The organism is Rhabdothermus arcticus, assembly GCF_055382915.1.
The window spans coordinates 1430361-1450268 of the sequence record NZ_AP043808.1; the positions used below are offsets into that span (position 1 = coordinate 1430361).

General features: G+C 69.4%; 23 protein-coding genes. 6 read left to right on the top strand and 17 right to left on the bottom strand.

The window, feature by feature from the left end; all coding sequences use genetic code 11:
• Positions 1-5: 5 nt before the first annotated feature.
• The 10 genes from ACZ48Y_RS07475 to ACZ48Y_RS07520 form a co-directional block, all read right to left on the bottom strand.
• Positions 6-488, bottom strand: a complete 483-nt coding sequence (locus tag ACZ48Y_RS07475) for a type II secretion system protein (RefSeq protein WP_464739977.1) — start codon at positions 486-488, stop codon at positions 6-8.
• Between the two features lie 127 nt (positions 489-615).
• On the bottom strand, positions 616-1806 hold the full coding sequence (locus ACZ48Y_RS07480; protein WP_464742876.1) for a cytochrome b: 1191 nt from the start codon (positions 1804-1806) through the stop codon (positions 616-618).
• A gap of 56 nt (positions 1807-1862) precedes the next feature.
• Positions 1863-2477, bottom strand: a complete 615-nt coding sequence (locus ACZ48Y_RS07485) for a QcrA and Rieske domain-containing protein (RefSeq protein WP_464739979.1) — start codon at positions 2475-2477, stop codon at positions 1863-1865.
• The gene (locus ACZ48Y_RS07490) at positions 2474-2956 is read right to left on the bottom strand and encodes a cytochrome C (protein WP_464739982.1); all 483 of its coding nucleotides are present in this window, start codon (positions 2954-2956) and stop codon (positions 2474-2476) included. Before ACZ48Y_RS07490 ends, ACZ48Y_RS07485 begins: the two co-directional genes overlap by 4 nt.
• Before the next feature lie 9 nt (positions 2957-2965).
• Complete coding sequence (locus ACZ48Y_RS07495) at positions 2966-4054, bottom strand: c-type cytochrome (RefSeq protein ID WP_464739984.1); 1089 nt, start codon at positions 4052-4054, stop codon at positions 2966-2968.
• A 90-nt stretch (positions 4055-4144) separates the two neighbouring features.
• The gene (locus tag ACZ48Y_RS07500; protein WP_464739986.1) at positions 4145-4912 is read right to left on the bottom strand and encodes a sugar phosphate isomerase/epimerase family protein; all 768 of its coding nucleotides are present in this window, start codon (positions 4910-4912) and stop codon (positions 4145-4147) included.
• On the bottom strand, positions 4909-6102 hold the full coding sequence (locus ACZ48Y_RS07505; RefSeq protein ID WP_464739988.1) for an ABC transporter substrate-binding protein: 1194 nt from the start codon (positions 6100-6102) through the stop codon (positions 4909-4911). The genes ACZ48Y_RS07500 and ACZ48Y_RS07505 overlap by 4 nt, the downstream gene beginning before the upstream one ends.
• Positions 6103-6106: 4 nt before the next feature.
• The gene (locus ACZ48Y_RS07510; protein ID WP_464739990.1) at positions 6107-6877 is read right to left on the bottom strand and encodes a carbohydrate ABC transporter permease; all 771 of its coding nucleotides are present in this window, start codon (positions 6875-6877) and stop codon (positions 6107-6109) included.
• Positions 6874-7707 carry a carbohydrate ABC transporter permease gene (locus ACZ48Y_RS07515; protein ID WP_464742878.1) on the bottom strand — a complete coding sequence of 278 codons (834 nt, stop codon included), beginning with the start codon at positions 7705-7707 and terminating at the stop codon, positions 6874-6876. Before ACZ48Y_RS07515 ends, ACZ48Y_RS07510 begins: the two co-directional genes overlap by 4 nt.
• An 18-nt stretch (positions 7708-7725) precedes the next feature.
• Positions 7726-8247: a bioflim formation protein gene (locus tag ACZ48Y_RS07520; RefSeq protein WP_464739992.1), complete on the bottom strand. Its 522-nt coding sequence runs from the start codon at positions 8245-8247 to the stop codon at positions 7726-7728.
• Positions 8248-8266: 19 nt separating this feature from the next.
• Between ACZ48Y_RS07520 and ACZ48Y_RS07525 the strand changes: the two genes are divergently transcribed.
• Together ACZ48Y_RS07525 and ACZ48Y_RS07530 are read left to right on the top strand one after the other, a co-directional pair.
• On the top strand, positions 8267-8686 hold the full coding sequence (locus ACZ48Y_RS07525; protein ID WP_464739994.1) for a CoA-binding protein: 420 nt from the start codon (positions 8267-8269) through the stop codon (positions 8684-8686).
• Entirely contained in the window at positions 8667-9626 is a 960-nt protein-coding gene (locus ACZ48Y_RS07530; protein WP_464739996.1) for an A/G-specific adenine glycosylase, read from the top strand. The genes ACZ48Y_RS07525 and ACZ48Y_RS07530 overlap by 20 nt, the downstream gene beginning before the upstream one ends.
• On the opposite strand, the gene ACZ48Y_RS07535 is transcribed toward ACZ48Y_RS07530, so the two are convergent.
• Genes ACZ48Y_RS07535 through ubiE form a run of 3 tightly spaced genes read right to left on the bottom strand, consistent with a single transcriptional unit; the run spans position 9591 to position 11432 of the window.
• The gene (locus tag ACZ48Y_RS07535) at positions 9591-10286 is read right to left on the bottom strand and encodes an FAD-dependent oxidoreductase (protein WP_464739998.1); all 696 of its coding nucleotides are present in this window, start codon (positions 10284-10286) and stop codon (positions 9591-9593) included. The two genes, ACZ48Y_RS07530 and ACZ48Y_RS07535, sit on opposite strands and share 36 nt — an antisense overlap.
• Positions 10283-10774 (bottom strand): hypothetical protein, encoded by a 492-nt coding sequence (locus tag ACZ48Y_RS07540; protein ID WP_464740000.1) that lies wholly within the window; start codon positions 10772-10774, stop codon positions 10283-10285. Before ACZ48Y_RS07540 ends, ACZ48Y_RS07535 begins: the two co-directional genes overlap by 4 nt.
• On the bottom strand, positions 10767-11432 hold the full coding sequence (ubiE, locus tag ACZ48Y_RS07545) for a bifunctional demethylmenaquinone methyltransferase/2-methoxy-6-polyprenyl-1,4-benzoquinol methylase UbiE (protein WP_464742880.1): 666 nt from the start codon (positions 11430-11432) through the stop codon (positions 10767-10769). Before ubiE ends, ACZ48Y_RS07540 begins: the two co-directional genes overlap by 8 nt.
• Before the next feature lie 107 nt (positions 11433-11539).
• Here ubiE and ACZ48Y_RS07550 point away from each other — a divergent pair, with 107 nt between their 5' ends.
• The 3 genes from ACZ48Y_RS07550 (at position 11540) to ACZ48Y_RS07560 (ending at position 15688) form a co-directional block, all read left to right on the top strand.
• Positions 11540-13330, top strand: a complete 1791-nt coding sequence (locus tag ACZ48Y_RS07550; RefSeq protein WP_464742882.1) for an ABC transporter permease — start codon at positions 11540-11542, stop codon at positions 13328-13330.
• Positions 13330-14310, top strand: coding sequence for an ABC transporter permease (locus ACZ48Y_RS07555; protein WP_464740002.1), 981 nt, complete (start codon positions 13330-13332; stop codon positions 14308-14310). Before ACZ48Y_RS07550 ends, ACZ48Y_RS07555 begins: the two co-directional genes overlap by 1 nt.
• A gap of 484 nt (positions 14311-14794) precedes the next feature.
• Positions 14795-15688: a DMT family transporter gene (locus ACZ48Y_RS07560; protein ID WP_464740004.1), complete on the top strand. Its 894-nt coding sequence runs from the start codon at positions 14795-14797 to the stop codon at positions 15686-15688.
• On the opposite strand, the gene ACZ48Y_RS07565 is transcribed toward ACZ48Y_RS07560, so the two are convergent.
• Positions 15669-16271, bottom strand: coding sequence for an SDR family NAD(P)-dependent oxidoreductase (locus ACZ48Y_RS07565; protein ID WP_464740007.1), 603 nt, complete (start codon positions 16269-16271; stop codon positions 15669-15671). The two genes, ACZ48Y_RS07560 and ACZ48Y_RS07565, sit on opposite strands and share 20 nt — an antisense overlap.
• Positions 16268-16438: a hypothetical protein gene (locus ACZ48Y_RS07570; RefSeq protein WP_464740009.1), complete on the bottom strand. Its 171-nt coding sequence runs from the start codon at positions 16436-16438 to the stop codon at positions 16268-16270. The genes ACZ48Y_RS07565 and ACZ48Y_RS07570 overlap by 4 nt, the downstream gene beginning before the upstream one ends.
• Positions 16439-16505: 67 nt before the next feature.
• Here ACZ48Y_RS07570 and ACZ48Y_RS07575 point away from each other — a divergent pair, with 67 nt between their 5' ends.
• Entirely contained in the window at positions 16506-18200 is a 1695-nt protein-coding gene (locus ACZ48Y_RS07575; RefSeq protein WP_464740011.1) for an ABC-ATPase domain-containing protein, read from the top strand.
• Here ACZ48Y_RS07575 and ACZ48Y_RS07580 read toward each other — a convergent pair.
• Together ACZ48Y_RS07580 and ACZ48Y_RS07585 are read right to left on the bottom strand one after the other, a co-directional pair.
• Entirely contained in the window at positions 18197-19249 is a 1053-nt protein-coding gene (locus ACZ48Y_RS07580) for an inorganic phosphate transporter (protein ID WP_464740013.1), read from the bottom strand. The genes ACZ48Y_RS07575 and ACZ48Y_RS07580 overlap by 4 nt on opposite strands.
• A complete protein-coding gene (locus tag ACZ48Y_RS07585; RefSeq protein WP_464740015.1) occupies positions 19249-19899 on the bottom strand; it encodes a DUF47 domain-containing protein in 651 nt (216 codons plus the stop codon). The genes ACZ48Y_RS07580 and ACZ48Y_RS07585 overlap by 1 nt, the downstream gene beginning before the upstream one ends.
• Positions 19900-19908 lie beyond the last annotated feature (9 nt).

Sequence of the window (19908 nt, forward strand, 5' to 3'; positions counted from 1 at the left end):
GCCGTTTACCACTGCTTTTTCAAGTCGCCGTTGTTGGGGTTGTAGCAGATCTTGCCGTAGACGTCCGGGTTCGGGTACTTGTTGGCCAGGTAGAAGGTCTTGTACCCCCTCGGGCAGCGGTCGTTGCGGCCGATCTGGGTCGCGCCCCTAAAGCTCCGGGTGTTCTTTTCGATCAAGCCGCTCGAGTACTGCGCGTCGGAGTAGCGGGTGTTCGGGCTGCTGAAGAAGTAGTAGACCTTGCCGGAGACCGGATCTTTCCCGTAGCCCCCGTCGAACTCGTTGGCGCTGGGATACTTGCCGGTGCGGCTCTTGATCGCCACCACCGTGGTGCGCAGGGCGTCGAAGTTGGCGTCCAGCGCCGCCTTACCCGCCGACTCCTGCATCGTCAGAAAGCGCGGAACCGCAATCGCCGCCAGAATCCCGATCACCACGATCACGATCGCAAGCTCGACCAGCGTGAACCCCTTGGTGTTGTGTCCTTTCCTCATCATCTTCCTTCCTCCCTTCTCGTGTGCCCCTTAGGCACCCTCAGGGTAGGTCTGGGGAAGCCATTCCAAAACACGCGAATGGGGGCCCCCTGTTGGGGGCCCCCAAACGGGGGATCGGCCAACTGGTCTAGGCCTCGATGTCCTCGTACCCGCCCTTGCCGTAGACCGCGCGCATGATCACGTAGGTCACCCACCAGGCCAGGAAGGGGAAGGCGATCAACATCGTCCAAAGGGTGGCGTTGGAAAAGCCCAGCTCCTGCTTCCAGCCGGCCAGGGTGGCGACCATGAAGAAGACCAAGAGGGCCACGGTCACGCTGGTGCGCATCGGGTGGCGGCTCGGCAGCTCGACGTAGCGCATCTTGGTCTTACGGGTGTCCAAGAAGGGCAGCAGGACCGCGATCAGCCCGAGCAGGCCGGGGATCAGCACGCCGCCGATGAACTCGGGGTTGATCTCCGCGCCGCCGGGGAGGGGGATCACCCAGGTGTTGGGGATGATCTGCAGGATGCCGTAGATCCAAAGGAAGTACCAGTCGGGCTTGACCGCCGGGGTCGAGGTCGAGGGCGGGCCGTAGACCTCGATCGGGTGGGCGATGATCGTCCCGCCCAGGATGAAGAGCACCCCCAGGTAGAGAAGGAAGAGCAGCGACATCACGCTGATCTGCATCGGCACCATGGGCACGCCGAGGATCTTGCCCGGGGCCACCTTCTTGGCGTAGCGCGGCTGGGTGTGCTTTTGCTTGATCATCACCAGCATGTGCGCGCCGATCAGGGCCATGAGCAAGAGCGGCAGCCAGAGGACGTGCAGCGAGTAGAGCCGGGGCAGGGAGCGCAGGGTAGGGAACTCCCCGCCAAACATCACCTGGGCGATCCACTCGCCGACGTAGGGGATGCTCGCGCCGATGCCGTAGCCGATCTGGGTCGCGGTCACCGAGAAGGCGTCGAAGGGCAGGGAGTAGCCGGTGAAGGCGGTGACCACGATCAGCCCCAGCAAGGCCAGCCCCAAAAGCCAGTTAATCTCTCGAGGTTTCTTATAGGCCCCGGAGAGCAGGATCCGCAGCAGGTGCAAGAACGCCGCCGCGACCATGATGTGCGCCGACCAGTGGTGGACGCTGCGGATCACCCGGCCAAAGGGCAGCGAGTCGATGTAGAGCACCGAGGCGTACGCCGCCGGAACCTCCTGGCCGTTGACCTTGATGAGGCGCGCCGAGGGCTCGAAGTTCAACGTCAGGAAGATCCCCGTCAGCACCAGGGTGAGGAAGGCAAACAGGGTGATCTCGCCGAGGAAGAAGGAGTGGTGCACGGGGAAGGCCTTGCGCATGAACTTCTTGTTCAGGCGGTCCAGGTCCAGCCGTTCGTTGAGCCAGCCGTAGACGCTCACGACCATCCCTCCTTCACGCCGAGCGTGCCCACCGGACCCACCGGGGAGAGGAAGCCGCCGTCGGCGACCACCCGGTCGCCCTTGACCTTCACCGGAAGCATGGGCAGGGGCCGGGGCGGGGGGCCGCCGATGACCTGGGCCCCGTGCCGGGGATCATACGTGCCCTTGTGGCAGGGGCAGAGGAAGGCCTTTCGGTCCGCCAGCCACTCGCTCACCGTGCAGCCCAGGTGGGTGCAGATCGCCGAGAAGGCGGCCACCCCCTGGTCGGTGTAGCGCCGGGTCTCGTCGTCGTACTCCTCGGGGCGGAAGCGAATCAGCATTGCCAGGTTGTTCCGCTCCCCGCTCTTCACCACCTTGGTCTTGGGGTCCATCGGCCAGGCCAGCACGAAGGGCCCGCCCAGGGGCAGCCGCTCCAGGGTGACAACCTTGCCCTTGTCCGGGCCCTCGGCCACGACAAAGAGGTCGCCCTTCTTCGGGGGCTCGCTCTCCGGGGTGACCTCCTTTTTGGGCTTGAGGCCGCCGGCGACGAAGAGCGCCGAGAGGCCGGCCAGCCCCAACCCCGCGCCCAGCGAGGCGCGGAGGACGGCACGGCGGGTCGTTTTCTCGCTCACCAGGGCACCTCCGAGTGTTCCTCTTCCACCAGCACCTCGTCACCGAGGTAGAACTTCTTGTAGAGCGCGAGCAAGACCGCGCCCACCAGCATCATCGCCCCAAAGGTCGCGCCCTCCGCGGCGGCGCGGATCGGCTTTCCGGCGAGGTGATCGAGCAAGAGGCGCACGAAGAAGCCCGAGAGGCCGGCCTCGACCACCGCCAGCAGCACCGCGACCAGCGCCACCGCGCTTCCCGGCTCGGGGACGTGACGGCCGGGGCGCAGCTCGACCCCCTCCAGCCAGACCGAGAAGTAGCCGATCAGGCCGTAGAGCAGGAAGACGGTGCCAAAGGCTAGGAGCCCGATCTGGCCGGGGGTGAGCTCCCTGAACCCTCCCCCGCGCAGCGCTGCCAGGTGCTGCGCGTCGAGGTAGGTAGCGAGGTAGAGCGCCACCGCGAACAGAAGGGCAAAGAAGGGCAGGACCGTGTCGTTGCGGTACATTACCTCCTCCTAACGAAGCGCCTTGACGTCGTCCTCGCTGACCGGGCCGAAGTTGTTGAGCTTGGCCCGCACGTAGCTGGCCACCGCGGCGATCTCCCGATCGGAGAGACGCGCGAAGGGCGGCATCGCGCCCTTGCCCTTGAGGATGCGCTCGATGACGAAGTTCTTGTCCTTAAGCTTGGCGTTGCCCTTGAGCGCGGGGAAGACCGGGGGCATGCCCTGGCCCTCGGGGCCGTGGCAGGACGCGCAGTTGGCCTTGAAGACCTGCTCGCCCTCGGCGATCAGGTCGCTGGCCCCGGCCGAGGCCGCCGGGGCGGGCTGCGGCGCGGCCTCCGCCTCGCCGCCCATGCCCAGCGCCTCTTTCACCTCTTCGACGCTGACCCCGCCGTAGGCGTTGCCGAAGGCGTTGCGGATGAAGGTCAGGATCGCGGCCAGGTCCTCGGGCGAGAGGTCCTTGAACGCCGGCATCCCGCCCCCGCCGTTGAGGATCTTCTCCGCCGCGGCCTTGACGTCGGCCACCACCGGGCTGCCCGCGAGGGCGGGGAAGGTGCCGGGCAGGCCCTTGCCGTCGGGCTGGTGGCAGGCCGCGCACTTCTCCGCGTAGAGGGCCTTGCCCTTTTCGAAGAGGGCCTGATCCACCGGCGCGCCCTGGGCCTCGGCGGTCGTCGCCTTGGCGGCCTCGGGCTGCGCCGCCACCTCCTCGGCCATCGTCTTCGCCGTCGGGCTGAAAGCGAAGAAGGCCCAGACCACGAAGAGCACGATCACCGTGCCCCAGACGTAGAGCCAGGGCGAGGCCCCGGCGCGGCCCACCGGCAGGTCGTAGTCGCCGACCTGGACGTCGAACTCGACCTCGCCGCGCACCCGCTGCCCCTCGTCGATCCCCTCGACGAAAGCGTCGGGAAGGTTGTCGACGACGAAGTCGAGCCGGTGCTCCTCCTTGGAGCCGTCCTTGAAGACGGTGACCACGCGGAGCGTGTGCTCGCCGTCAGGCAGGGTGCGGGTGTCGATCCGGACCTTGAAAGGCGGCTGGGTCAGGACCTGAATGGGTTCCTGACCATCGTCCACGTAGACCTCGATGCGCTCGATCTTTGGATTCATAAGCCCTCCTCCACGTTTTCCCCCAAAAGCATATCAAGGGTGAAGGCGCGATGAGCGCCTTCTTACCACCTTACCTATACCCGGATGAGGTCAAATGTCCCAAGCGGCCCTGAGGGCCGTGAGGCTGGCCTCGAGAGCCTCCCGCCCGCCCTTGACCTCGAAGGTCGCGCGGGGGGGCAGGGCCGCCGGACGCAACGCGGGGTAGGGGATGGCCCCCGCGCCCACGGGAAGGTGGCGATCCTCGTCACCCGGGGTGTCGTTGAGGTGCAGATGGATCAGCCTGTCCGAAAGCCGGTCGAGGTAGGCCCGGACCCGCTCGGCGCCACCCTCCAGGAAGGCGTGGGCGACGTCGAGGCAGAACCCGATCCGGGGAAAGCGCCCAAGGAGCCTGGCCAGGTCATCCGGCCCCTGGAGCAGGTCGCGCGCGTCGAGCGCGAGGTTTTCCAGGGCCACCGGCACCGCGCCCAGCCGTAGCTTCGAAAGCCCCGCCTCCAGCCGCTGCCAGGCCCCCCCGAGGATCATCGGGTGACGGGCGGGGACCTGGCCGGTGTGCAGCACCGCGACCTCGGCGCCGATCGCCTCGGCGAAGTCCAGCCCGTCCTGGGTGCGCGCGAGGGACGCCGAGAAGGCCTTGGGAAAGAGCGAGGCCAGGTTCCAATCCAAGAAGGGCAGGTGCACGGTGAAGGGCACCCCGTAGCGCGTTCCCAGGGCCTTGAGCCGGTCGGCGTCGTGGAGCTCGGGGAGGGCCTCGAGGAGGTCGTAGGGAACCTCGATCCCCATCCCCAGGTCGGCGGCCAAGCGGAACGCCGCCTCGAGCTCGAACAGCCCCGCGTCCACGGGGCTGAAAAAGAACCTCACCGGGCCTCCAGGGCCTTCTTTTGGGCCTCGTCCAAAGCCTTTTTGGGGTCCATGCCGCCCTTGACGCTCTTTTCCAGGGCCTCCTCGAGGTAGACCCGCCAGAGCACGAAGGCCGGCACACGCGGCCGCGGAACGGCGTAGGCCAGCTGCTCGAAGGCCGCCTTGCGGTAGGGGTTCTCCGCGTAGAAGCCCTCGAGGTAGCGGACCGCGCTCTTACGCACCGGGACGTAGTAGCTGGCCTCGACCCAGCGGGCCACGTTCTCCGGCCGCATCAGGTAGCGCCAGAAGGCCAGGGCGCCCTCGATCTTGGCCCGGTCGTGACCCTTGAGCACCACCAGCTGGGCCCCACCGAGGGGCACCTTGCCGCCCGGTTCCCGGGGGACCGGGGCCACCCCCAGGTCGAAGGCGAAGGAGTAGTTCTCCGCCGCCGGCCAGTTGGCGATCGAGGCGAAGACCATCATCCCCTTGGTGCGCACGAAGTCCAGCAGGGCAAACTGCGACTCCGCCAGGCGCCGCGCGATCAGGGCCCGCTTTCGCGCCAGGCGGTGCAGCATCGCCAGCGCGTCCACCGCCTCCGGGCTGTTGAAGTTGGGCCGCCCGTCGGGGGTAACCAGGCTGCCGCCGCGGCTGGTGACCATGCTCTCGAAGGTCCAGGACTCGAGCACCGCGATGTAGCCCTTGCGCCGGCGGTCGGAGAGCTTGATCGCGGCGTTCTCGAAGGCCGCCCAGTCCTTGGGGGCCTTCAGCCCCTTGGCCCGAAAGGCGCTGGCGTTGAAGTAGAGCACCGGGGTCGAGGTGTTGAAGGGCAGGCCGTAGCGCCGCCCGTCCATCACCCCGTAGGCCCAGACCGCGGGGTAAAAGTCCTCGACGAAGCCGGGGTCGAGCTCGAGGTAGGGGTCCAGGGCCTCGACCTGCCCCTCGGCCACCAGGCGCGGAAAGAAGGCGATCTCCGCCTGGTAGAGCACGGGCTGGGTCTTGGTGCGCAGCGCGGCGATCAGGCGGGTCTCCGCCTCGCGGTAGTCACCGACGTAGCGGGGCACCACCCGGACCTCCGGATGCGCCTCGTTGAAGGCTTTGGCGAAGGCCTCGATGGCCCGCCCGGCGGGGCCGTCCATCGAGTGCCAGAAGGAGACCTCGACCTGAGCCAGGGCAGCACCAAACAAGAAGACCAACACGAAGGCGATCCGCATAACCCTATCCTTTCACGCTTCCCTCGAAGGTTTCCACGATCTTACGCTCGAAGGCCAGATAGACCAGGACCAGCGGCAGGGTGCTCAGGAGCGCCGCCGCGGACAAGAGCCCCCAGTCCGCGGGATAGCGGCGGGTGAGGTCTGCGATCCAGACCTGCAGCGTCCAAAACCGCTCCCCCACCGCCACCCGGGGGAAGAGCACCAGGTTCCAGTGGGCCGCGAACGCCAGCACCCCGGACGCGACCAGCGCCGGGTAGAGGACCGGAGCCACGATCCCGAACAGGATGCGCCGCTCCCCGGCGCCGTCGATGCGCGCCGCCTCCACCAGGGCGTAGGGCAGGCCGCGCATCCCCTGGTAGATCAGCATCACCGTGAAGGGGCTGGCGGCGAAGGGCAGCAGCAGGGCCCAGGGGGTGTCCAGCAGGTGCATCCGGTTCAGCACCCCGAAGAGGGGCACCAGGAGCAGCTCGACGGGGATCGCCAAGGTGAAGAGGAAGACCCCCCAAAGCGGGGCCCCGTTCCAAAGGGCGTAGGCCGCGAGCAGGCCGGTGAAGACCTGGAGGAGGGCGACCACGAGGGAGACGAAGAGCGAAAACCCGAGCTTGGCCCAGAACCCCTCCGGCGCCAGCCGGGCGAAGTTCTCCAGGGTGAAGCCAAACCCCGAGCGCAGGTCGCCGGAGTACACGATCTCCGGCGGCAAGAACGCGGCGTAGGCCATCCAGAGGAAGGGCAGCACGACCAGCCCCACCAAAAGCCCTACGAAGACGTGCCTCATCGCTCCTCCAAGAGCTTGCCCTGGGCCCAGGCCACGGCCAGGGTGAAGACCAAGAGCACCACGGTCGCCGCCGCCGCGTAGCCCAGGCGGAAGTTCTCAAAGCCCAGCTCGTAGATGAAGTAGCCGAGCACCCGCGTCGCCCCGTAGGGCCCCCCGCGGGTGAGCAAGAAGACCGCGACGTAGGACTGCAACGCCAGCACCGAGCCCACGACCAGCAAAAAGAGCGCCGCGGGGCGCAGGAGCGGCAGCACCACGAAGCGCACGATCGCCCCCGGGGTGGCCCCGTCCACCGCCGCGGCCTCGACCAGCTCGCGGGGAATCGCCTTCAAGTGGGCGCTCACCACCAGCACCCCGTAGCCCAGGTAGCGCCAAAGGGTGAAGGCGACGACGATGAGCATCGCCCAAAGGGGTTCCTGGTCCCAGGCGGGGATGGGAACGAAGGCGGCGAGCGCCCCGTACTCCGGAGCCAGCAGGGTGTACCAGGCGGTGGCCGCGGCCCCCACGGTGACCAGCCCCGGCAAAAAGAGCAGGCCCTTGACCATCCGCTCGTAGCGCTGCCCCTCGATGGCAAAGGCGGTGAGGAAGGAGAGGACGAGGAAGCTCGGCAGCACCAGCCCGGCGAAGGCCAGCGTCGCCCGCACGCTCTGCCAGAAGAGGGGGTCGGCAAAGAGCTCGCGGTAGTTGGCGAGGCCCGCCGGGCTGGGCTCGGAGAGCCCCGACCAGTGCCAGGTGGAAAAGCGAACGACCTCGACGAAGGGGTAGAAGAAAAAGACCCCCAAGAACCCCAGGGCCGGCAGGGCGAAGCCCCAGGTGCGCAACCGGGTCCCCATCGGCTTCAACGCTCAGAATCAGAAGAAGTAGGCCAGGGCGACCCGCGCCCCGGGAGCGCCGAGGGCGTTGTCCAGGTGGGCCTCAAGCCCGAACGCGCCCAGGTAGGCCCGGGCCCCCAGCCCCCAGGCGGCGTAGAGGCCGCGATGGTAGCCGAGGCCGGCCTCGGCGGAGAGGGTGAGGGTGTCGAGCTCCAGGCTCGCCCGGGGCCCGAGGACCAGCCCCAGGGCCACCCCCCCAGCCCGCGCGTAGGCGAACGGCAGGCGCACGAAGCCGCCGACCGAGACGAACCGGTCGGCCAGGGTCAGGGACGGAAAGACCAGGAGCTGGCCCTCGATTCCCCCGGCCAGGTCGCCGTCGTAGGCGAGGTCGAACGCCACCCCGGCGTCGAGCCCCATCACCGGCTGGCTCAGGGCCAGCGCCGCGCCGAGGTAGGCGCCCTGCGGATAGGCGTAGCCGAGGGAAAGCGCGCTCTCCGGATAGGCCGGTCGCGCCGCGAAGGCCAGCGCGAAAAAGGGTAAAAGCCACAACCATCGCTTCATCGCTGCCATAATACCGGCGATGGACGACGCGGCCCTAAAACACCTCTTCGAGAGCGTCCGCACCATCGCCGTCCTGGGGGCCCACAAGGACCCCAGCCGGCCCGCCCACTACGTGCCCGCCTACCTTTGGTCCCAGGGCTACCGCATCCTCCCGGTGAACCCCAGGTTCGCCGGGGAGACGCTCTTTGGCGAGCGGGTCCGGCCCGGCCTCGAGGCGATCGAGGAACCCGTCGACGTGCTCGACGTCTTCCGCCGGGGCGAGGCCCTGGACGCCGAGCTCGAGGCGATCCTCAAGCTCCGCCCCAAGGTCGTCTGGTTCCAGCTCGGGGTCAAGAACGACCGCGTGGCCCGGGCCCTCCGCGAGGCCGGGATTCAGGTCGTCGAGGACCGCTGCATGCTCGCCGAGCACAAGCGGCTCTTTGGCCAAGGCGGTGGATAGGCGGGCGCTCCTCGCCTGGTACCGGGAGCACGCCCGGGACCTCCCCTGGCGGCGCACCAAAGACCCCTGGGCGATCCTGGTCTCCGAGGTGGTGCTGCAGCAGACCCAGGTCAAGACCGCGATCCCCTACTACACGCGCATCCTGACCCGCTTCCCGACCCCCGCGGCCCTGGCCGAGGCTCCGCTTTCGGCCCTGCTCGAGCTCTGGCAGGGGCTCGGCTACTACCGCCGCGCCGAACGCCTCTGGGAGGCGGCCAAGATCATCGCCGCCGAGGGCTTCCCCACGACCTACGCAGCGCTCTTGAAGCTGCCCGGCCTCGGCCCCTACACCGCCGCCGCGGTGGCCTCGATCGCCTTCGACGAGGCGGTGCCGGCGATCGACGGCAACGTCCGGCGGGTGCTTGCGCGCCAGTTCGCGCTCGAAGCCCCGAGCGCGCGCGAGCTCGTTTCCCGCCTGGCCCCCCTCGTCGACCCCGAGGCCCCAGGGGCCTTCAACCAGGCCCTGATCGAGCTCGGGGCCACCCTCTGCACCCCCCGCCGCCCGGCCTGCGAGCGCTGCCCGATCCGGGCCAGCTGCCTGGGCCAAGAGGCACCGGAGCGCTACCCCCGCCCAAGGGCCCGAAGGGCCCCGGCCCAGAGGCTCTTCGCCCTGGCCCTTCGGGGACCCCGGGGCTGGGTCCTGGTCCCCCGCGAAGCAGGGCTCTTCAAGGGGCTCTGGGGCGTGCCCCTGGGCGAGGACCGGGACGCGCTCCTGGCCCGCTTCGACCTCGAGGAGGCCGAGCCGCTGGGGCGCGTTCGCCACGCCCTCACCCACCGGCGGCTCGAGGTCGAGGTCCTCTTCGCCCGCGTCGCCGAGGGCGGCGAGGCCAGGCCCCGCCCCCTCAGCCGCCTCGACGAAAAGGTCCTAGCCCTCGCCGAGGAGCGCCTTCGCCAGGCCTAGCCCGTCGGCGCTCATCGCGGCGTAGCTCTCGCCCCCCCGGACCACCGCGCCGACGCCGTAGAGGCCACCGAGGCGCGGCAGGCGGTAGGTCTTGGGGTCGAACTCCTCGGGGGCCAGCGTGTGGTAGCGCACCACGTACCCCGGCGCGCCCTTGAACGGAGGCGCGGCGATCCGGCGCTCGACGAAGCCGAACCCGAGGTCCTTGAGCTGCAAGAAGAGGTCGTCCTGGGCAGCCTCCCCGAGCCTCCCCGCGGCCTCCTCGATCTCCCCTACGCGCAGCCTGGCCCCGAGGAAGGTGCCCACCGCGAGCACCACCCGTTCGGCCCGGGCCTTGGGGCCCTCCCAGGTCGAGACCCCCACCACGCGATCGCCCTCGAGCAGCAGCCCGGTCGCGGTGGCCTGGAAGAGGTGGAGCTTCGGCGCCAGGGCCTCGAGCTGCCACTTGGCCCGGGCGTGGAGCAAGAAGGGCGGCAGGCCCTCCTCGTAGACCTCGGAAAAGAGCGTCCCCGGCCGGGGCGGCTCGCTGATCGGGGTCACCGGCAAGAAGAGCGCGTCCAGGCTCTGGGTCAAGAGCCCCACCTGCACCCCGGCCCGGGCCAGCTGGTAGGCCGCCTCGCTCCCGGCGAACCCGGCGCCGACGACGAGCACCTCGAAGGTCATCCCCGCACCCCCTCGAGCACCGGCACCCCGGGGCGAAAGCGGAAGACCAGGTGCTCCCTTCCCAGCTTGAGGGCCAGCACCCCCTGGCGGCCGGCCTCCAGGACGAAGACCTCCGGCGCCCCCTCCAGCCGGCCCCGCCGCTGGCCGCGATAGACCGCGCCGAGCTCGCCTCGGTGCACCCAGACCGCCCAGCCCCGGCGCTCGGCCAGCGAAAGCCCCTCCCAGATGAGGCGCTGGGCCGCGCGGGCCTCGAGGTACTCCCCGACGAGCGGGCCAAGCAGGGCCAAAAACCCCGAGAGCGGGTCCTTGAGCTCGAGCCAAAGCCCGCGCTCGGCGTGCACCAGCCGGGCCGCGGCGTTCTCGAAGCGGGTCCCCTCCAACAGCTCCTGCGCCAGGCCCCAGGCGAGCTCGAACCGTCGTGACGCCCGGGGCCGCTCCCCGCGGAAGAAGGCCTCGATCAGCTCCGGCCAGGGGTTGACCTCAAGCACGCTTCTCCCCCACGAAGAGGTAGGCGACGCCGCCGGTCAGCGGGGTGGCCTCGGCGGCGAACCCCGCCGCGGTCATCATCTCGAGAAAGCGCCCGGGCTCGGGAAAGCGCTTCGCGGTCTCGGGAAGGTAGCGGTAGGCCTCGGGTCTGCCCGAGATCAGCCCCCCGACCAGCGGCAGCAGGCGCTCGAAGTAGAGGGTGTAGAGCCGGCCTAAGACGCCCTTGGGAGGCGGGGGGAAGTCCAGGATCACCGCCCGCCCCCCGGGCTTGAGGAGGCGGTAGAACGCGGCCAGACCGGCGTCGTAGTCGGCGAAGTTGCGAAAGCCAAAGGCCACGGTGATCGCGTCGAAGTGGGCCTCGGGAAAAGGGGGGTGGAGCGCGTCCCCCTCGACGAAGGCGATCTCAAGCCCGGCCCGCCGGGCCTTGGCCCGGGCGCGGGCGATCATCTCCGGGGAGAAGTCGAGCCCGAGGACCTCCGCCTCCGGGGCCGCGCGCTTCAAACCCAGCGCCAGGTCCCCGGTGCCAGTGGCCACGTCGAGGACGCGCCGGGGACGGCGAAGGAGGGCCGTCCGAACCGCCGCCTGCCGCCAGCGCCGGTCCACCCCCAGCGAGAGCAGCCGGTTCAGGAGGTCGTAGCGCGGGGCGATCTCGTCGAACATCCGGCGCACCGCCTCGGGACGACGACCCACGGGATCCATGTGCCATAGAATAACCCTCCGTGAACCGCTTCCTCTTCCTCCTGATCTCGGTTCTGACCGCCGGGCTGATGGCGGTGTCCCCCTGGTTCGTGGCCAAGCGCGCCTTCGGGGGCAAGGGGGTCTTGCTCACCCCCTTCGGGGTGGTCAACCCCTCCGGGGTCGGCGGGCCGATCCCCGAGCTCACCTGGCTGCCCCTGGCCTTTTGGTTCTGGATCGGGCTGATGGCGCTCGCCGTGGTCCTGGCCTTCGTCCTCCCCAAGGCACGGCTGGCTAGGGCGCTCTCCCTGCTCGGGGGGGTGGCGCTCGTGGCCTTTGGCCTCGAGGCCTTCCTCTTCTATAAAGCCGTCTGGGCGATCAACGCCGCGGCGCTGGCCGAGGGGGTCAACCCCCGACGCCTGCCGATCAAGCGGCACAGCCTCTCCTTGGGGCTCTACCTGCAGCTTTCCTACGCCCTCTTCCTGCTGGCCTCGGCGCGCCTTCTGACGCCCGGGGGCAGGGCCTTCTTCGTGCGCTACCGCGGCGTCGTGATCCCGGTGGTGAGCATGGCCCTGGCGATGCTCGCAGGCGCGGCGATCGTCTGGTTCTTGAAGATGCCCCCCGGGGTCCGTCCCCCGGTCGACGCCTACACCTACCTGGTCACCAAGCTGGACCTGGTCACCTACACCTACCAGCTCCTCTTCGGTCCCCTGCTCAGCCTTCCCGGGCTGTTCCAGGCCTTCTTGATCGCCACCCCGCTGATCTTCACCGGGCTCGCGGTGGCCTTCGGTTTCCAGGCCGGCCTCTTCAACATCGGCGCCCCGGGCCAGCTCATCATCGGCGCGATCTTCGCCATGCTGGTGGGGGTCTACCTCCCCCTGCCGCGCATCGTCCTGCTGCCGCTGGCGATCCTCGCCGCGGCGATCGGGGGGGCGCTTTGGGGGGCCATCCCGGGCTGGCTCAAGGCCCGCTTCGGGGCCCACGAGGTGATCAACACCATCATGATGAACTACATCGCCCTCTCGCTGATGCTCTTCTTGCTCTCCAAGAACGAGTGGGCGTTCTTCGGGCGGGTGATCCACCTTCCCTTCAAGTACCCCGGCTACGAGCCCCGCTCCTACGAGATCCAGGAGGCGGCCCGGATCCCGATGTTCTTGAAGATGCTGGGCTTTTCCGGGGCCGGGCCCGGGCACCTCTCCTGGGCGCTGCCGCTGGGGCTTTTGCTGATGCTCTTGACCTACTACCTCTTCGCCCGCCGGCAGGACCTGGGAAAGCGGGTCCTCTACGCGCTCGGGGCCGGGGTGTTGGGCTACCTCGTGGGCGGCTTCCTCCCCGGGATCCCCATGGAGATCTCCCCGGCGCTGGCCTCGGTGCGGCTCAACGGGGCCTTCGTCCTGGCGCTCTTCGCGGTGGCCTTTTACAACTTCTACATGTGGCGCACCAAGCACGGCTACGAGCTGCGGGCGGTGGGCCTGGCCCCCAAAGCGGCGGAGTACGCCGGGGTTAAGATCGGCCGCAAGATCGTGCTGGCGATGGCCATCTCCGGCGCCCTCGCGGGCCTGGCGGCGACCCACTACGTGCTCGGCGGGGGGATCGACGAGTACCGCCTCAAGCAGTCGATCCCCTATAACGTCGGGTTCGACGGGATCGCGGTGGCCCTGATGGGCCAGAACACCCCGATCGGGGTCAGCCTGGCCGCGTTCCTCTTTGGCCTCCTGCTCACCGGCGGGCTGCAGCTCAACCTGCAGCTCGGGATCAGCCGGGAGCTGGTCATGGTCCTGCAAGCGCTGATCGTGCTCTTCATCGCCGCCGGCGGCTTTTTGCCCCGCTACTTTACCGATCCCCTGCTCGCCGCCGAGGTCCTCAAAAAGGAGGCTGAGTGATGGAGTTCTTCTCCTCCGTCTTCTGGATCGCGCTGATCGCCGGCGCCCTCAGGGAGACCACGCCCTTGCTCTTCACCGCGCTGGGGGGGATGTACAACGAGCGCTCCGGGGTGGTGAACATCGCCCTCGAGGGCATCATCAACTTCGGCGCCCTGGCCGCCGCGGTGACCGTGCAGCTGCTCGAGGCCCCCTACCTCGCTCAGGACCCCAACCTGCGCGTCTGGTGGATCCCCTGGGCCGGGGTGCTGGCGGCGATCGCCGTCGGGCTCGCCACCGCCTGGATCCACGCGGTGGTCTCCATCCGCTACCGCGCCGACCAGATCGTCTCTGGGGTGGCGATCAACATGCTTTCGTTTGGCCTGCCCTCGATCGTCCTGCTCTACCTCTACCACAACGCCACCGCCAGCCAGGAGGTGGTCCACCGCATCTACACCCTGAGGCACTACTTCCCCCAGCTCAGCGACTTCTTCTCCACACCCCTGGGGCGCATCCTGGACCAGAACCCGCTGGTCTACCTGGCCTTTTTGCTGGTGCCGGTCAGCTACTTCGCCCTCTTCAAGACCCCCTGGGGGCTGCGCCTCAGGGCGGTGGGCGAGCACCCCGAGGCCGCGGACTCCCTGGGCATCAACGTCTTTTGGATGCGCTACCAGGGGGTGCTCCTGTCCGGAGTGCTGGCCGGCCTCGCGGGGGCCTACCTCTCGATCGGCGAGCTCAACCAGTTCGTGCGCCTGATGGCCGCGGGCCGCGGCTTCATCGCCCTGGCGGCGCTGATCTTCGGCAAGTGGCACCCCCTGGGCATCCTCGGGGCGACGCTGCTCTTCGGCTTCGCCGAGGCCTTCCGGATCCAGATCGGCGGCGCCGGGGTCCTGCCCTCGCCGCTGCTCCAGGCCTTCCCCTACATCCTGACGATGCTGGTCCTCGCCGGGTTCATCGGCCGCGCCCGGCCCCCCGCGGCGATCGGCAAGCCCTACGAGAAGTAGAAGGCTGGATCGTGTAGACTGGGGCATGGCCGGGAAAGCCCGGCGGGGACCTTGAAAACCCGGGGTTTCGGTGAGGCAGATTGTGATCTGAGGAATGTTCCTTTGTTGCGTGCGATGCGCATCGGCCAAATCGCGATTTGCCACCCTTGTGAGGTGGTGAAATGGTTCCAAGGAAGAGCCCTTTTGTCATTTTTGGCCCTCTTTGCCCCGTCCTGGACGCGCGTAAAATGGCGAAGGGTTACAACCGCGATCAGCCCTGTAAGGGTTTGAAACCATGTTGATGGAGAAAGCATTAGCAATGTACTTCATTTCTGTTACAACCGCGATCAGCCCTGTAAGGGTTTGAAACCCCGGGTGTTTGAAAACCGTTTTTAGATCCGCGCGAAGTCGCGCGCTCCCGACCCGCGCAAAGCGCACCCCGCCAGCGAGGCCTTCCCTAAACGCCAAGCCCCGCACCGGCCCCAAAGCGGCGTCGCCATCTAGAATGGGCCCCGTGCGCCTTGCCCCGGGACCGGTCCTGGCCCTCGCGGTGGTCAGCGTCGGGCTCGCCGCGCCGATCATCCGCCTCGCCTATCAGGCTCTGGGGGAGGCCAGCCTCGCCAGCGGGCTCTTGATCGCCGCCGGGCGCCTGGTCCTGGCCTCCCTGCTCCTCGCCCCCCTGGCCCTCAGGCGCCCGGCGCGGCCGCGGCCGCGCCGGGCGCGCCTGCTCGCGGCCCTCGCCGGGGTGTTCCTGGCGCTGCACTTCGCGCTATGGATCGCCAGCCTGGCCTACACCTCGGTCGCCGCGAGCGTCGCCCTGGTCACCACCAACCCCATCTGGCTGGCGCTGATCGAGGCCCGCCTGGGCCGCCGCCCCAGCCCCCGGGAGGCGTTGGGCATCCTGGTCGCGGTGGGCGGCGCGGTCTTGCTTGGGGTCTTCGACGCCAGCGGGGGCTCCCCTGGCCGCGCCCCGCTCCTCGGCGACCTCCTGGCGTTGCTCGGGGCCTGGGCGGTGAGCGCCTACCTGCTGCTGGGCCAGGAGGCCCAGCGCCACCTGGGCACGACCGGCTACATCGGCGTCGCCTACCCGGTGGCGGCGCTGGTGCTCCTCCCCTGGCCACCCCTGGTGGGCCAGGGCTACCTCGGGCACCCCGGGGCCTTCTACCTCTGGCTCTTGCTGCTCGCCGTGCTCCCCCAGCTCGTCGGCCACACCGGGTTGAACTACGCGGTGCGCTTCTTCGGCCCCACCCGGGTAGCCCTGGCGGTGCTCCTGGAGCCGCTGGTGGCGGCCGTGGCCGCGTTCTTCCTCTTCGGCGAACGGCCACCCACGGGGGTGGCCGTTGCCGCGGCGATCCTGCTCTTTGGCGTGGGCCTTGCGCTCAGCGCAAAGCGGGACTAGCGGTCCAGCACCCGGTCCCAAAGCTCATGGGCAAGAGGTGCTTGGCCCAAAACCCCAGACAGGTGGGCCATGTCACGAAATAGCGCAGCTTCGGCCGGCGGGCGGTCAGGGCATGGAGCAAGGCGCGGGCCACCGCCTCGGGGGCAGGGTTCCGGGAGAAGCGAGCCCTGAGGTCCTGAGCTTCTCCAAAAGCGCCTCGTAGGCCGCTCAATGGGGGCTTTATCGAGCTTGAGCGCCAGCGTCGTTTAAAGACCCGACGGGCGTTTTCTCGAAAGCGGGTGAGGATGGGCCCGGGCTCGATCAGGGAAGCGATGGCCCCGCTGCCCGCAAGCTCCATCCGGTAGGCGTCGGCGAACGCCTCCATCGCGTGCTTGCTCGCCGCGTAGGCCCCGCGGTAGCGGCCCACACGAACACCCAGCACCGAGCTATTGAAGACCACGTGCCCGGCCCCGGCCCGCCGCATGGCCGGCAACAGCCGGTTCAACCGGTCCAGATGACCGAAGAGGTTGCCCTCGAACGGCCAGCGCATCCAGTCGGGTTCGAGATCCTCGACCGCGCCGGGAACGGCGAAGCCAGCGTTCAAAAAGACCCCGTAGGGCCGGCCTTCGCCGCGCGGGCGACCGCGCGCTGGCCGGTGAGTTCGAGCGCGATGGGGGCAAACCCCTCTTCGCGGAGGCGTTCCAGATCCGCCGTCTTGCGGGCCGTGGGCACGACGAAGAGGCCCCCGGTGATCGAGACCGACCGCTTCATGGCCCTCAGCCGACGCGGCGCACGCGCCTCCTCGCCCCAAGGCCGGGATCGGGCTACCCTTGGGCTGATGAGCGACGCCGCGACGCTAAAGCGCATCCTCCTCTCCCTCGAGGGCAAGGGCTACAAGGCCTACCACCGCATCGAGGGCGCCTGGGCCTTCGACGCCTTCACCCTCTTCGTGGACCACGTCCAGGCCGACCCCTTCGCCAGTCCCTCGCGGCTGCGGGTGCGCATCCCCGCCGAGGTGCACCGGATCCCCACCGAGGCCTGGGCCAACCGGCCGCGCATGCGCGGCCTCCTCGACCACCTCCTGCGCCGCTTCAAGGCCGCCTGCGCCGCCCTGCCCCGGATCCGGGGCACCGGCCACTCCGGGCGCTGCTTCGTGGACGTCGGCGGGGCGGAGATCCTTTTGCGCTCGGGAGCGGCGATCGACGCCGAGGCCCTGGAGCTGCGCTTTCGCTTCGGGCTTCCCGCCGAGGGGCGGCGGGTGCTGGGCCGGGCGGCGGCGCGGCTGCTGGTCGAGGCCCTGCCTAAGGCGGTGGCCGCGGTCTTCTGGGAGAACCTGGACCCCGACGCCCTCTGGCGGCACGTCAAGATCGCCGAGGAGCACGCCCACCTGCAAGCGGCCCTCGCCGAGCGGGGGCTCGTAGCCTTCGTCCGCAACGGCAGCATCCTGCCCCGCGCCTCGGGGGTCTCCGACGCGCCGCTCGCCGGGGCGGTGCCCTTTCAAAGTCCGCCCGAGCTCGAGGTCACCCTACCAACCCTCCACCACGGCGAGATCACGGGCATGGGCCTCCCCCGCGGGGTCACCCTGATCACCGGCGGCGGCTTCCACGGCAAGACCACGCTGCTCGAGGCCCTCGAGCTCGGGATCTACCCCCACGTCCCCGGCGACGGGCGCGAGTGGGTGGTCACCGACCCCAGCGCCCTCAAGGTGCGCAGCGAGGACGGGCGCAGCGTGAGCGGGGTCCACCTCCGCCCCTTCATCCACGACCTGCCCCTGGGCAAGGACACCGCCTTCTTCTCCACCGCCGACGCCTCGGGCTCGACCAGCCTCGCGGCGGCGATCCTGGAGGGGCTCGAGGCCGGAGCCCGGGTCCTGCTCATCGACGAGGACACCGCCGCCACCAACCTCCTCATCCGCGACGCCAGGATGCAGCGGCTGGTGGCCAAGGAGACGATCACCCCCCTGGTGGACCGGGCCCGGGAGCTCTACGAGCGGCTCGGGGTCTCGCTGCTCTTGGTCGTGGGGGGCAGCGGCGACTACCTGGACGTCGCCGACCGGGTGATCCTCATGGAAGACTACCGCCCCTACGACGCCACCGACCGCGCCCGCAAGCTCGCCGCCGAGCTGCCCACCCGGCGCGCGATCGGGGACCCCCGCCACCCCTTTCGGGTGGTGCCCCGCTGCCCCCTGCCCGCGTCCTTCGACCCCCGCCGGGGGACGCGGGAAAAGGTCAAGACCCGGGGCCTGCGGGAGATCCTCTTCGGCCGCGAGGTCATCGACCTCACCGCCCTGGAACAGCTCACCGACGACGCCCAGGCCCGCACCATCGGCGCCCTCTTGAAGCGGATGCGGGCCCTCGCCGACGGCGAGACGCCGCTTGCCTCCCTGGTCGCGAAGCTCATCGAGGAGGTGGAGACGAAGGGGCTCTACGCCCTCGAACCGGTGCCCGAGCTCGCCGAGGTGCGGGGGCTCGAGCTCGCGGGGGCGGTCAACCGCCTGCGCAGCCTGAAGGTGCGCCCCTGCCCGGAAGCCTAGGGCAAGAGCCGCACCCCGAAGACGTTGGCGAGCACGTAGAGCCCCACCAGGCTGAGCACCGCGGCCCAGAGCGGGGAGAGCACCCAGGCCGCGACGACCCGGCCGAAGAGCCGCCAGTCCACCTGGCGGCCGGGGAGCATCAGCCCCAGCCCGACCACCGCCCCCACCGTGGCCTGGGAGCTGGAGACCGGGACCAGGGGCAGCGCGGGCAGCCCGTGCGCGACGAGAAACCCGTTGAGCCGCTGGGAGGCGAAGGCGAAGAGGACCAGCGCCTGGGCCACGACCACCACCCAGGCGGCGAGCGCGTTCAGCCGGGCCAGGTCGCGCCCCACGGTCATCATCACCCGGTAGGAGTTCCAGATCCCCAGCGCGATCGCCAGTCCCCCGAAGAGCCGAAGCTGGTCCTCGGGGGTGAGCACGACGAAGAAGACCTGCTGGGGCCTGAAGATGCGCTCCGCCAGGGGGACGAAGATCCCCACCACGTTGGCGATGTTGTTGGCCCCGAGGGCATAGGCGCCAAAGGCCCCGGCGGCGATCAGGGCGTAGCGAAAGAGCAAGTCCAGGGTCAGGAGGTGCACCCGCACCCGGCGGATCAGCCAGCGAAAGGGCAGGTAGAGGAGCACCGCGAAGACCCCCGCGAGGAACGGGGTCGCGGTCCAGGCGGAGAAGAACTGGGCCAAGAGCCCGAGGTCCACCCCCCGGTGGGCGAAGAGGTTCCAGCCCACCACCGCCCCGACGATGCTCTGGCTGGTCGAGACCGGGAGGCCCTGCCGGTTCATGGAGAAGACCGCGTAGGCCGCGGCCAGGGCCACGACGAAGGCCGCCGCGAAGCTCGCCACCTGGCCCAGCGCGCCCAGCGTGGCCGAGGTCCCGGCACCGGAGAGGAGCGCCCCCAGCACCACGAACGTCCCCCCCACCAGGCCCGCCGTCGCAAAGCGCAGCATGCGCGTGCCCACCGCGGTGCCGAAGATGTTCGCGGCGTCGTTTCCCCCCAGCGACCAGCCGAGGAAAAAACCCCCGGAAAGCGCAAGCCAGAGCCAAGGATCCATCAGACCAGCCTCTTCACCGCGAGGATGGAGAGCTCGTCGGCGACGTCCTCGGCGGTGTCCGCGATGTTGTCCACGCGTTCGATGAACTGCGCCAGGTGCAGCTTGACCGCAAGGTCCAGCTCACTCCGAAAGAGCCGCTGGCCCTGGCGGGTGGCGAGCTTGTCCGCCTCGGACTCGTAAAACTGCACCTTCTTGACGTGGTCGCGCACCGCGTAGAGGTCGCGGAAGAAGGCCCGGGCGGCGCGGACCATCTCCTCCGCGGCCTGCACCACCAGCCGGGCGTGCTCCAAAAACCCCTCCTTCAAGAAGACCAGCTCGGGTTCTTGGATGTAAAAGGCGTAGACCGTCTCCTCGTAGAGGTTGGTGACCGTGTCCACCTGCTCGATCAGCGCCAGGACGTCCTCGCGCAGGTCGGGGATCAGGGTGTGCTCGGTCATCTTGGACTCGATCTCGCGGCGCAGGCCGTCCGCGGACTCCTCGATCTCGGTGATGCGCTGGACGTAGGCCTCGAGCCCCGCGTCGGCGCCGTCCTTCAAGTAGTGCTCGACCGCGCGCAAAAAGACCAGGCCGGCCTCGAGCACCTCGTCGAAGTAGCGCTCGATCTCGGCCTCGATCCGGCGCACGCTAAAGAGCAAGGGGGTGAGCTTCATGCATCCATG